General features: G+C 40.2%; 14 protein-coding genes. 13 read left to right on the plus strand and 1 reads right to left on the minus strand.

What is annotated here, in order from left to right; translation table 11 throughout:
- The first annotated feature begins 54 nt into the window (after nucleotides 1-54).
- The 4 genes from MMO42_RS00960 to MMO42_RS00975 all read left to right on the plus strand — a co-directional run bounded on the left by MMO42_RS00960 (nucleotide 55) and on the right by MMO42_RS00975 (nucleotide 4419).
- Nucleotides 55-2079, plus strand: a complete 2025-nt coding sequence (locus tag MMO42_RS00960) for an NADPH-dependent 2,4-dienoyl-CoA reductase (protein WP_241318799.1) — start codon at nucleotides 55-57, stop codon at nucleotides 2077-2079.
- A 71-nt stretch (nucleotides 2080-2150) separates the two neighbouring features.
- The gene (locus tag MMO42_RS00965) at nucleotides 2151-2558 is read left to right on the plus strand and encodes a nuclear transport factor 2 family protein (RefSeq protein WP_241318800.1); all 408 of its coding nucleotides are present in this window, start codon (nucleotides 2151-2153) and stop codon (nucleotides 2556-2558) included.
- A 39-nt stretch (nucleotides 2559-2597) separates the two neighbouring features.
- On the plus strand, nucleotides 2598-3317 hold the full coding sequence (locus tag MMO42_RS00970; RefSeq protein ID WP_241318801.1) for an SGNH/GDSL hydrolase family protein: 720 nt from the start codon (nucleotides 2598-2600) through the stop codon (nucleotides 3315-3317).
- A 16-nt stretch (nucleotides 3318-3333) separates the two neighbouring features.
- Complete coding sequence (locus tag MMO42_RS00975; protein ID WP_241318802.1) at nucleotides 3334-4419, plus strand: alpha/beta fold hydrolase; 1086 nt, start codon at nucleotides 3334-3336, stop codon at nucleotides 4417-4419.
- A 78-nt stretch (nucleotides 4420-4497) separates the two neighbouring features.
- On the opposite strand, the gene MMO42_RS00980 is transcribed toward MMO42_RS00975, so the two are convergent.
- Entirely contained in the window at nucleotides 4498-4962 is a 465-nt protein-coding gene (locus MMO42_RS00980) for an internalin (protein WP_241318803.1), read from the minus strand.
- Between the two features lie 370 nt (nucleotides 4963-5332).
- Here MMO42_RS00980 and MMO42_RS00985 point away from each other — a divergent pair, with 370 nt between their 5' ends.
- From MMO42_RS00985 to MMO42_RS01025, 9 genes are all read left to right on the plus strand, one after another.
- On the plus strand, nucleotides 5333-6964 hold the full coding sequence (locus MMO42_RS00985) for a CTP synthase (RefSeq protein ID WP_241318804.1): 1632 nt from the start codon (nucleotides 5333-5335) through the stop codon (nucleotides 6962-6964).
- 32 nt (nucleotides 6965-6996) lie between these two features.
- Nucleotides 6997-7854, plus strand: coding sequence for a 3-deoxy-8-phosphooctulonate synthase (gene kdsA / locus MMO42_RS00990; protein WP_005153309.1), 858 nt, complete (start codon nucleotides 6997-6999; stop codon nucleotides 7852-7854).
- A 45-nt stretch (nucleotides 7855-7899) separates the two neighbouring features.
- Nucleotides 7900-9189: a phosphopyruvate hydratase gene (eno, locus tag MMO42_RS00995; RefSeq protein WP_005153307.1), complete on the plus strand. Its 1290-nt coding sequence runs from the start codon at nucleotides 7900-7902 to the stop codon at nucleotides 9187-9189.
- Between the two features lie 125 nt (nucleotides 9190-9314).
- A complete protein-coding gene (gene ftsB, locus MMO42_RS01000; RefSeq protein ID WP_005153300.1) occupies nucleotides 9315-9686 on the plus strand; it encodes a cell division protein FtsB in 372 nt (123 codons plus the stop codon).
- Nucleotides 9670-10374 carry a 2-C-methyl-D-erythritol 4-phosphate cytidylyltransferase gene (gene ispD / locus MMO42_RS01005; RefSeq protein WP_241318805.1) on the plus strand — a complete coding sequence of 235 codons (705 nt, stop codon included), beginning with the start codon at nucleotides 9670-9672 and terminating at the stop codon, nucleotides 10372-10374. Before ftsB ends, ispD begins: the two co-directional genes overlap by 17 nt.
- A 144-nt stretch (nucleotides 10375-10518) precedes the next feature.
- Complete coding sequence (locus tag MMO42_RS01010) at nucleotides 10519-10995, plus strand: DUF6438 domain-containing protein (RefSeq protein ID WP_241318806.1); 477 nt, start codon at nucleotides 10519-10521, stop codon at nucleotides 10993-10995.
- 136 nt (nucleotides 10996-11131) lie between these two features.
- Nucleotides 11132-11551, plus strand: a complete 420-nt coding sequence (locus tag MMO42_RS01015; RefSeq protein ID WP_241318807.1) for a YeeE/YedE thiosulfate transporter family protein — start codon at nucleotides 11132-11134, stop codon at nucleotides 11549-11551.
- A complete protein-coding gene (locus MMO42_RS01020; RefSeq protein WP_241318808.1) occupies nucleotides 11548-11958 on the plus strand; it encodes a DUF6691 family protein in 411 nt (136 codons plus the stop codon). The genes MMO42_RS01015 and MMO42_RS01020 overlap by 4 nt, the downstream gene beginning before the upstream one ends.
- Nucleotides 11959-11968: 10 nt before the next feature.
- Nucleotides 11969-12844, plus strand: a complete 876-nt coding sequence (locus tag MMO42_RS01025; protein WP_241318809.1) for an MBL fold metallo-hydrolase — start codon at nucleotides 11969-11971, stop codon at nucleotides 12842-12844.
- The last annotated feature ends 84 nt before the right edge of the window (nucleotides 12845-12928 follow it).

The raw sequence follows: 12928 nt of genomic DNA on the forward strand, positions 1-12928 counted from the left end.
AACTTTATGCAACAAGTTGCATTAGCTAGCAGAGCGCGAGCCAAAGGAGAAACCATGTCAGCTTATCCACATTTATTAAAGCCACTTGATTTAGGCTTTACCACCTTAAAAAATCGTGTCCTTATGGGGTCTATGCATGTTGGCTTAGAAGAAGCACCACAAGGTTATGAGCGTATGGCCGCATTTTATGCGGAACGTGCGAAAGGTGATGTGGGATTAATCGTAACAGGTGGTATTGCTCCAAATGATGCAGGTCTTACCTTTGCTCATGCGTCTAAGCTTGATAGCATTGTAGAAGCAGAAAAACATAAAGTGATCACCCAAGCTGTACACGATGCGGGTGGTAAAATTGCGATGCAAATCTTGCATACAGGCCGTTATTCTTATCAACCTGAGATCGTTGCGCCTTCAGCGATTCAAGCACCCATTAACCCAATCAAACCTAAAGCATTGAGTTCTGCGGAAGTTCAGCAAACTATTGATGACTTTGCCAACTGCGCCAAGCTTGCACAATATGCGGGTTATGATGGTGTGGAAATTATGGGGTCAGAAGGTTATCTGATCAATGAATTCATTGCAGCACGGACCAACCATCGCGATGATGAATGGGGCGGCAGTTATGAAAAACGTATCCGTTTTCCGATTGAAATTGTGAAGCGTACCCGCGATTTAGTCGGTGAAAATTTCATTCTTATTTATCGTTTGTCGATGCTCGATTTGGTGGAAGGCGGTTCTACGCTGGAAGAAGTTATCTATCTTGCAAAAGAAATTGAAAAAGCTGGTGCAACGATTATCAATACAGGTATTGGTTGGCATGAAGCACGTATTCCAACGATTGCGACCAAAGTGCCGCGTGCAGCATTCACATGGGTCACAGAGAAACTCAAAGGTGAAGTTTCAATTCCTTTAATTACCTCGAATCGTATCAATACACCGGAAATGGCGGAACATGTATTGGCATCAGGCCATGCGGATATGGTCTCGATGGCTCGTCCAATGTTGGCAGACCCAGAATTTGTATTGAAAGCCAGTGAAGGCCGTAGTGATGAGATCAATACTTGTATTGGTTGTAACCAAGCCTGTCTGGATCATATTTTCTCAATGAAAATTGCAACGTGCTTGGTCAATCCACGTGCTTGCTATGAAACAGAACTTATTTTCAAAGAAACCAGTGCTGTTAAAAACATTGCCGTGATTGGTGCTGGCCCAGCAGGTTTAAGCTTTGCAGTTTATGCGGCGAGTCGTGGGCACAAAGTCACAGTCTTTGATGCAAGCAATCAGATCGGTGGCCAATTTAATATTGCGAAGACTATTCCAGGCAAAGAAGAGTTCTACGAAACTTTACGTTATTTCAAACGTCAAATTGAATTACAGCCCAATATTGAATTAGTGCTCAATCATACAGCAACCTATGAAGAACTGAGTCAAGCAAATTACGACGATATCGTGGTTGCAACTGGGGTTACGCCACGCCAATTACAGTTTGAAGGGATTGATCATCCAAAAGTGTTGAGCTACATCCAAGTGTTGAAAGAACGTTTGCCTGTCGGTAAACGCGTTGCCATTATTGGTGCGGGTGGTATTGGTTTTGATACTGCGGAATATTTAACTCATGCAGGTGATAGTGGCAGCTTAAATCCTGAAAAGTTTTATGCAGAATGGGGAATTGATACGTCTTATGCACATGTGGGTGGCTTAAAAGCAGCCGAATTAGAAAAGTCAGAACGTGAAATTTATCTATTACAGCGTAAGAGCGCATCTGTGGGAGCAGGTCTTGGTAAAACCACAGGCTGGATTCATCGCACAGGCTTAAAACATCGTGATGTGAAAATGATTGCGGGTGCAAGCTACGACAAAGTGGATGATCAGGGTTTGCATATTACAGTGGATGGTCAAAGCCGTGTGCTTGATGTCGACAACGTGGTGATTTGTGCTGGTCAGGAATCATATACCGCGATGTTTGATCAACTTCAAGCAGACGGTAAGCGTGTTCACCTGATTGGTGGAGCTAAAGAAGCGGGCGAGCTGGATGCAAAACGTGCGATTCGCCAAGGTGCAGAATTAGCAGCAACGTTATAAGCAGATCGTGAGCATTTTCTATTGACCAAATGCTCACGGACATTTTGATTAAATCTCAAGGGAGAATAACAATGACATTGGAAACAACAAAGCAATCACTTGCCAATTGGCATCAGATGATTAAAACAGGTGATTTATCAAATTTAAATGACTTATTGGCGGAAGATGTGGTGTTCCGTTCACCGGTTGCCTATAACCCTTATGAAGGAAAACATGTGGTTTTCTTTATTTTGACCAACGTGATTCAGGTTTTTGAGAACTTTACTTATCACCGTGAGTTTTATACTGAAGATGGTGCAAACGTGGTATTGGAATTCAGTGCCAATGTCAGCGGTAAATCTTTAAAGGGGATTGATATGATTCGCTTTAATGAACAAGGCAAAATCATTGATTTTGAAGTAATGATTCGTCCAATGAGTGGTTTGGCGGCATTGGCAGAAAAAATGGGTGCAAGATTTGCCAAATATCAGCCCAATTAAGGCCTGAAAAATAGCCTAAGTAATATTGAGAGAATTAGAATGTGGTTAAAACTTTCAACTTTTGCATTATTACCTGTATTGCTGATACAAGGAATAAAGGTTCGTAAGAATACACCACGTCTTTTAGAAGCCCGTGGGGGTCGTCAAGGCATGATTGGCCAAGGAAAACCACTTTCTCTACTGATCTTAGGGGATTCGGCAGCAGCGGGTGTTGGCGTTGAAACCCAGCAAGATGCTTTATCTGGAGCAATCATTTCCGAGCTGCAAAATGAGTATCGTTTAGAATGGAAGCTACATGCCAAAACGGGTGATACGACTCAACAGGTTTTTCAGGCGGTACAACAGTTAGATCGGCAATGCTATGATGTAGTTATCACCTCAATGGGTGTCAATGACGTGACTAAACTGACTTCTGCAAAATCGTGGTTAAAACAACAAAAGCGATTGTTTCAATACATCCAGAATCAGTTTCAGCCTCAGTTGATTGTGGTCTCGGGTGTGCCGCCAATGCAGCATTTTCCTGCTTTACCCAATCCTTTGGCTTGGTTATTTGGACAATATGCTGAGCAAATGAATCAAGCATTACATCAATGGCTAGCGCCACAGTCACAATTTCGATTTATTCAATATGATATTGAAGCTTTTCAGGCAATGGATTTGCCTATGGCAAGCGATGGTTTTCATCCAAGCAAAGAAATTTATGCCATTTGGGGACAACAGGTTGCAGCTTTAGTGCGGCAAACATTCAACTCACAGTGAGAGGCGGTTATTGGATATGGGTATATCGGCTTTAGACAAAATTAAAGTGTTAGGTTCAACATTATTCGATTCGGTGCTCGGTGCTGAACAGCCCAAAATGTATTATGACCCAAAAGGGAAAATTAAAGATGTTTTGGAAAAATTACCGCAGCTCAAGCAAAAATATCGTCCGACGCCTTGGCTGAGTAATACCCATATTCATTTGCTCTACTTTGATATCATTCGCAAGAAAAGCATAAAACTTGAATATGATCGTATAGATCAACTGACCATGCAGGATGGTGGCGTGACTGCTATCGCATGGTATGGCTATGATCTCCCTGCTGAAACGCCGACAGTCGTCATTATGCATACCATTACAGGAACACCTGAAAGTATGCGTGAGTTGGTGAAAGATCTCCATGAATACACAGGTTGGCGAATTGCACTTTGTTTGCGTCGTGGACATGCAGGCCTGCCGATGCCTGTACCACGTATTTCTCTTTTCGGTTCGACCAGTGATTTGAATGAACAACTGGAGCATATTCAAAACTTGTTTCCAAAATCAGATTTATATGCAGTAGGATCTTCGGCTGGTACAGGACTACTGGTGCGTTACTTGGGAGAGCAGGGCTTAGATACTCCATTTAAAGCAGCTTTCGCAATGTGTCCGGGTTATAACACTGAGCTTGGTTTTAAAAATGTTCATCCTTTTTATAGCAAAATGATGACCAAAAAATTGTTTAAATATTTTATTTATCCATATCAGAATACATGGGGACAGATTGCTTCTGTTGAAAAAGTACTGAGCACAACAAGCTTGGAAGAGTTTGAAAAAGAGTACTTTGAAATGGCGGGATTTCAGGATTATCAAAGTTATTGCCAAGCGATTAATCCGATTTATGTATTTGAAAATGTCAAAATTCCACTCATGATTCTTAATTCAGAAGATGATCCTGTCTGTTCGATTAAGAACTTGGAACCGTATAAAGATGCAATTCAGCATATGGAAAATATTGCGGTTGTAACGACTAAGAAAGGCAGTCATTGTGGTTTTTATGAGAGTTTAAGTGTGAAGTCTTGGGCCTCACGTTTGATGGCTGATTTTTTTAAGAATTATTAAATTAATGTCGTAGAAATAAAAAAGCCATGAGCTGCAATTGACGCAGTTCATGGCTTTTTACAGCAAGCAATTAAAACATTAGTTGTTTAATGCAGGTGTAGCAGCGGCAATTGCAGCAGCAACAGCATCATCTTCACTTTGTGCTGGTACAGATGATTTTGGTGCTTTGGCAGTTTGCTCTGCTTTAGGCTGTTCTGTTTTTGCTGGCTTTTGTTCAGCTTTTACAGGTTTTGGCTCTTCAGTTGCTGTTTGTGTTGCAGTAGGCTCTTCAGTTTGAGCAGGGCGAGTCTCACGACGGATTTCAGTCGTCGTGTTTGGTGTTTCTTCACGCGTTGTTTCAACAACAGGTGCTGGAGCTTCGTGTTTGTCAACGCTTTCCAAAGACTCGAACTCTTGAATTTTTTCAGGTTCAGGCTGTGGCTGAGTTTCAGTTGTTGCTTGTTCTGGCTGCTCTTCGTTTTTAGGTTCTTCTTTTTTCACACAAGCAGTTAAGAAAAGGCCAGTCGCAAGTGCTGCACAAATTAAAAGTTTTTTATTTGCCATTGCTAAAACAACATATTAAATAAGGACAGCCGCAATTATAACAGTAAATGTAGGCGAAGAAATCCCTGTGCATTGTTGAGTTTGTTTATATTTTATAAATGCTTGCAATTAAACTGATGAGCAGCAAAGAATTTGAAAGTGAAGAATGCACAATTTTGAATGCAGATTTAAGTGGTTTTGAGCTACTCATCGTAATTTATGGATGAAAAATCCACAAATCCCGTAAATTTTTATCGAAAATGCTGATAGAATAGCCAGTTGTTTATAGTTCTTTGAATTGATGCGGTTTGACTTTGCTTTCTAGGGGCAGAGTACAGTAAAATTGCCCAACATTGTAGGCCGATTTCGGCTCGATTGTACGAGAAACTCAATGACCCATTTTATTTTTGTCACTGGTGGTGTGGTTTCATCACTAGGTAAAGGTATTTCTGCTGCTTCTGTTGCTGCACTTTTGGAAGCTCGTGGCTTAAAAGTCACTATGGTAAAAATGGATCCATACATTAATGTCGATCCAGGTACCATGAGCCCATTTCAGCACGGTGAAGTTTTCGTCACAGAGGATGGTGCTGAAACTGACTTAGATTTGGGATATTACGAACGTTTCTTACGTCGTGCGAAAATGACCAAACTGAATAACTTTACCAGTGGTCGTGTATATCAAGACGTTTTGAATAAAGAACGTCGTGGTGACTACTTAGGTGGTACGGTTCAAGTTATTCCACATATTACAGACAACATTAAAGAACGCGTACTTCGCGCTGGTGAAGGTTACGACGTTGCGATCGTTGAGATTGGCGGTACGGTTGGTGATATCGAATCACTTCCTTTTATGGAATCAGTACGTCAGTTAATGGTAGAACTTGGTCATAAACGTACCATGTTGATGCATTTGACCTTGTTGCCATACATCAAATCTGCGGCTGAGTTAAAAACCAAGCCAACGCAACACTCTGTGAAAGAGCTGCTTTCTATCGGTATTCAGCCAGATATCTTGATCTGCCGTACCGAATACGATGTCGATGTTGATACGAAACGTAAGATTGCATTGTTCACAAACGTTGAAGCTCGTGCCGTTGTGGTCTGTAAAGATGCAAAAACGATTTATCAAATTCCACGTACATTCTATGAACAAAATGTTGACGATTTAATTTGTGAACGTTTTGGTTATAACGATCTTCCAGAAGCAAATCTTGAAGATTGGGACAATGTGGTAGAAGCATTACTTAATCCAGAATACACAGTGCGTGTAGCGATGGTTGGTAAATATGTAGAATTGCCAGATGCTTATAAATCTGTCAATGAAGCGTTGTTACATGCAGGTATTCAAAACCGTGTCAAAGTTCAGATTGATTATGTCAATGCTGAAGAGCTTGAACAGCAAGACATTAGCATTTTAAGTACGGCTGATGCGATTTTAGTTCCAGGTGGTTTTGGTGAGCGCGGTACTGAAGGCAAAATGAAAGCCATTCAATATGCACGTGAAAACAAGATTCCATTCCTTGGTATTTGTTTAGGCATGCAATTGGCTGTGATTGAATATGCACGTAATGTTGCAGCAATGCCTGAAGCAAGCTCAACAGAATTTAACCGCTCAACCAAATATCCACTCATTGGTTTAATCACTGAATGGTTAGATGAGCGTGGTGAATTACAGCAACGTAGCCTTGAGTCTGACCTAGGCGGTACGATGCGTTTGGGTGCACAGAAATCTGAACTGGTTGAAGGCACTAAAACACGTGAAGTTTACGGCAAAGCTGAAATTACTGAACGTCACCGCCATCGTTATGAAATGAACGATCGTTTTATTCCAGCGCTTGAAGAAGCGGGTATGAAAATTTCAGGCTATTCATCAGTACAACATTTAGTTGAAACTGTAGAAATTCCTGAACATCCTTGGTTTATTGCTGTACAATTCCACCCAGAATTTACAAGTTCACCACGTGATGGACACCCATTATTTGCTAGTTTTATCGGGGCTGCTAAAAATCAGCACCAAAAGTAAGTACTGAGTTTTAAATAAACTGGGAAGTTTAAATGTCACAATTAAAACCACAAGAAGTTGTACGTTTAGGCGATATACAAATGGCAAATCATTTGCCATTTGTATTATTTGGCGGAATGAACGTATTAGAGTCAAAAGATTTGGCATTTGAAATTGCTGAAACTTATGTCGATATTTGTAAGCGCTTAGATATTCCTTATGTATTTAAGGCGAGCTTTGATAAAGCAAACCGTTCAAGCCTGAACTCATACCGAGGACCAGGTTTGGAAAAGGGGATTGAATGGCTTGCTGACATTAAAAAGCATTTTAATGTGCCCATTATCACTGACGTTCATGAGCCATACCAAGCAGCGCCAGTTGCTGAAGTTGCCGACATTATTCAACTTCCTGCCTTCTTAAGTCGTCAGACTGATCTCGTTGAGGCAATGGCAAAAACCCAAGCCATTATCAATATCAAAAAAGCACAGTTTCTTGCGCCACACGAAATGCGCCATATTTTGCATAAGTGTTTGGAAGCTGGAAACGACAAACTCATTCTTTGTGAACGTGGTTCAGCATTTGGCTATAACAACTTAGTTGTAGATATGCTTGGTTTTGACACCATGAAAGAAATGAATGTGCCTGTATTCTTTGACGTGACACATGCATTACAAACACCTGGCGGACGTGCTGATTCTGCTGGTGGTCGCCGTGCTCAAATTACGACTTTAGCGCGTGCAGGTATGGCAACAGGTTTAGCGGGTCTGTTCTTGGAAGCGCATCCTGAGCCAGAAATTGCAAAATGTGATGGACCATGTGCATTGCGTTTATCTCAGCTTGAGCCATTCTTGGCGCAATTAAAAGAATTGGATACTTTAGTTAAAGGATTCAAAAAGTTAGACACCCATTGATGCAATAACTTGCATCTTGTTTTTCATTCAACAGAGGAATTGTTCATGAGCCAAATCGTTGACATCCGCGCACGTGAAATTTTGGACTCTCGTGGTAACCCAACCATCGAAGCAGACGTTATTTTAGAATCTGGGGTTGTTGGTCGTGCATGTGCACCATCTGGTGCTTCAACTGGTTCTCGTGAAGCTTTAGAACTTCGTGATGGCGATAAAGCACGTTATTTGGGTAAAGGTGTTAAAACTGCGGTTAATAACGTAAATACGATTATCCGTGACGCTTTAGTGGGCAAATCAGTGTTTGAACAAAAAGACATCGATAATACGATGATCGAACTTGATGGTACTGAAAACAAAGAAAAATTAGGTGCTAACGCAACTTTAGCTGTTTCATTGGCTGCTGCTCGTGCTGCTGCAGATGAAAAGAAAATTCCTCTTTTCCAATATATCGCAGATCTTCGTGGTCAAACGATTTTGACTATGCCTGTACCAATGATGAATATCATCAATGGTGGTTCGCATGCCGACAACAATGTTGATATTCAAGAGTTCATGATTGAGCCTGTAGGCTTCACATCATTTGCTGAAGCATTACGTGCAGGTGCTGAAATCTTCCATTCTCTAAAATCAGTTTTAAACAAAAAAGGTTTAAACACTGCTGTGGGTGATGAAGGTGGTTTTGCACCAAACTTGCGTTCAAACGAAGAAGCAATCACTGTTATTCTTGAAGCGATTGGTCAAACGGGTTACAAAGCTGGTTCTGATATCATGCTGGCACTTGACTGTGCTTCTTCAGAATTCTACAAAAATGGTCAATATGTTCTTGCTGGTGAAGGCAATAAAGCATTCACAAGCAACCAGTTCTCTGACTATTTAGCTGGTCTTGTAAATCAATACCCAATCATTTCGATTGAAGATGGTCTAGATGAATCTGACTGGGAAGGTTGGAGCTACTTAACATCAATCCTTGGTGACAAAATCCAGTTGGTTGGCGACGATTTATTCGTAACTAATCCTAAGATTTTACAACGTGGTATTAATGAGAAAGTCGGTAACTCGATTCTGATCAAATACAACCAGATCGGTACATTGACTGAAACTCTAGATGCAATCTACCTTGCGAAAGCAAATGGTTATAGCACTGTAATCTCACACCGTTCAGGTGAAACTGAAGATTCAACAATTGCTGACTTGGCAGTAGGTACAGCAGCTGGTCAAATCAAGACCGGTTCACTATGCCGTTCTGACCGTGTAGCGAAATATAACCAATTGCTTCGTATTGAAGAATTAACGAACGCAGCTTACCGCGGTAAAGCTGAATTCAAAGGTCTAAACTAAGGTCAATTTATCTATGTTGAATACGTCTGATCATCTTTCTTTACAAAAGACAGAAACTCTGCAAATTCATAATCCTATAGAATTTGCAGATGATCTTCCTTTGAGAAGGATGTAGGGATTTTTTCATGCTAGATATGTTTCGATCGACCTCGAGTAAATTGATTCTGTTGCTTGTCATCTTTTTGGTGGCAAGCTTGCAGTATCAATTTTGGCTAGGTGAGGGTGGCTATTTTCCTCACCAAGCTTTGACTCAACAAATTACCCAACAAGCAGAAATTAATACTGAGCTCAAAGAGCGAAACCGTATTTTAGCTGCTGAAGTTTTTGATTTAAAAAGTGGCAGTGAAGCAATTGAAGAGCATGCCCGTTTAGATTTAGGTTTAGTCAAACCGAATGAAACTTTTGTGCAAATGAGTACGATCAGTACCCATTATAAACCTATCTATATCGATCCAAACGCAAAAGAAGATACCGCAACAAATGAAAACCCAGACTAAGCTGTGGGCGGTTGTACCAGCAGCAGGTTCGGGCAGTCGTTTTTCAAAAACTGAATTAAAACAATATCAATATATTCATAATCATACTGTACTTGAACATACGGTTAATCGTCTGAATAGCTTAGATTTAGCCGGCTGTGTACTTGCAATCGGTGAGCAGGATAGCTTTGCCCAAACGCTTTCTTTTCAGCATCAACACAAATTGCATTTTTGCACTGGCGGCGAAGAACGAGTGCATTCTGTTCTGAATGCCTTAACCTATTTATCTGAAATTGCTGATGAAGATGATTGGGTCTTGGTTCATGACGCAGCACGACCATGCGTAGCTGAGGATTGCTTAAGACGGTTGGTTCAATCAGCTCAAGATTCTAACCAAAGCGCAATTTTAGCAATTCCTGTCCGTGATACGCTTAAATACGTCGCAAGCCAAAATCAAATTGAGAAAACAGTGAGTCGTGAATCTTTGTGGCAGGCGCAGACACCACAAATGGCCAAGCTTGGTGTTCTTAAACATGCGATCCAAACAGCATTGGCAGAACAAATAACAATTACTGATGAAGCAAGTGCTTTAGAACATGTGAATGAAGCTGTACAAGTGGTACAAGGACGTTCAGATAACATCAAAATCACTTATAAAGACGATTTAGAACTGGCTCGATTAATCCTTCAAACGCAAACCCATTCATAATTCATCAAATAAATATTTTTGACCTGCTATTTAAAATAGCCTAAGTAAATTTAAATGAAATTTATTGATTTTTACATCAATCTAAATGACAAAATTTCTACTATTTGTTAAATTTGAACAACATACTTTATAACGGATCAACAAATGAAAAAATTATTACTTGCTGGCCTTTTCACTTTTTCTCTCATTGGCTGCGCTACAACACCTCAACAACCTCAAGACACCGTACAAGAAAGTATTCGTTATTCGACTAGTCCTTGTTTTGGGACATGTCCAATCTATTCTGTTGAGGTTACACCTGAAGGGGATGTTCACTTTGATGGAAAACAATACACTAAAGTAACAGGCACTCAAGATTTAAAAGTTGATCCTTCGGTCTATAAAAAGTTACAACAAGAGTTGAAAACTTATCGTCCAGCAACAGGTGCAAACGTAAAAACGACGGGTTGTGCAGAAACGGCTAGTGATCATCAAAGTGCTTATTTTTCTTGGAAGCGTCCAGATGGTACAGTTACTAAACTCAGCCATTACACGGGTTGTATCTCACCAGCAAATGCTGAGTTGAATAAAGTAATCGAAAAATTACCTAAATTGATTGGTATTGAAGATCTAGTACGTTAAGTTTACTTTAGAACTTAAAGAGAGGCTTAATTATCAGTGGTAATTAAGCCTTTTTCAGTTGCAGAGATCAATTTACGCTTTAGTTAATATTTAAAATAACATATTATAAAGACATATATTGAAATGTGAGAGGACAATGACCAGCATTATCTTAGCGTTGATTGGCGGTGCACTGATTGGTTTCGCAGTCGTAGGCTACTTATATGTCCATGGACGAATTGCAGGTGTTAGTGGACTAATCGCACAATTATTACAGCCAAAAACATTTTTTAGTAGTTCTACATTCTGGTTTTTGCTGGGGCTCATTCTTACTCCATTTATTTATCAAATTTTTGTGCAGCCCGAAATCATCATGACTTCATCGCCATTGGCATTAATTATCGCAGGCTTACTTGTTGGTTTTGGAACCCGTCTGGGTTCGGGGTGTACCAGTGGGCATGGTATTTGCGGGATGAGTCGATTATCAATCCGTTCAGTTATTGCCACGATGACGTTTATGTTTGCGGGTTTTATAACAGTGTATGCAATACGTCATCTTGCAGGGGCTGTATTGTGAAAAATCTACTAGCTCTGTTGTTTGGCAGCATATTTGCATTAGGTTTACTTATCTCAGGCATGTCAAATCCCGAAAAGGTGTTAAGTTTTTTAGATATTTTCGGGAATTGGGATATCAGTTTGATGTTTGTCATGATTGGTGCAATTGCGGTTGCATTTATCCCATTTCAGCTGGCATTGCGTCATCCAAAAACGTTATTTGGTGAAACAATCGCATTACCAACAAATACTCAAATTGATCGGAAGTTAATCATTGGTGCGGTATTATTTGGGATCGGTTGGGGGATTGCAGGAATTTGCCCAGCACCTGCGATTACATTAATTGGTCTTGGTTATTTTGAGATCTGGTATTTTATCGGAGCAATGTTACTTGGCATGTTGATCCATCGCCTTTGGGCCAAGCAGTAGGAGCGAGTCAATGCAATATCCAGCAGTCAAAGCCTTCTTCGACGAAAACAGCAATACTTTTAGCTATGTTGTACATGATCCTGAAACAAAGCATTGTGCCATTATTGATAGTGTCCTCGATTATGATGCAGCTTCGGCTTCAACATCGACACAGCAAGCAGATGAGATTATTACGTATATTGATTCCAAAGCATTGACTGTTGAATGGATTTTGGAGACACATGTTCACGCCGATCATTTAACGGCTTCACAATATTTAAAGTCGAAGCTTGGTGGAACAATTGCTATGAGTGAGAAGATCGCAATTGTTCAAGACACTTTTAGTGCAATTTATCATATTGATATTAAATATTTTAATACACATCAAGTGTTCGATTATCTATTTCAAGACAATGAAAATTTTAGTATCGGAAATTTGAAGGCATATAACATATCGACACCAGGGCATACGCCAGCCTGCTTAAGCTATGTCATCGGTGATGCAGTTTTTATTGGTGATACTTTATTTATGCCAGACTATGGCACGGCGCGTTGTGATTTTCCTAAAGGGAGTGCTGACACTTTATTTGAGTCTGTGCAAAAGTTGTATCAATTACCTGAGCAAACCCGTGTTTTTTTATGCCATGACTACAAACCTGAAGGCAGAGATGAATATATTTATCAGACCGATATCGGTTCACAGAAGCGAAGTAATATCCATTTAAATGCAAAAACGCAGAAGCAAGACTTTGTTCAGATGCGTCAAGTGCGTGATAAAACTTTGTCTATGCCCAAACTGATACTTCCAGCAATCCAAATGAACATGAATGCTGGGCATTTCCCTGAACCAGAATCTAATGGAATTCGCTACTTAAAGTTGCCTCTGAATTACTTTAATCAATCATGAAAACTGAATAGCTCAAAAGGATTTGAGAACGGAACTTTTTACGGACATTAAGAATGAAAAATGAAGCTTAGGTTTTGTTTGAAC

This window comes from Acinetobacter sp. ANC 3882, from assembly GCF_022549545.1.
In the GTDB taxonomy this organism is placed as follows: Bacteria; Pseudomonadota; Gammaproteobacteria; order Pseudomonadales; family Moraxellaceae; genus Acinetobacter.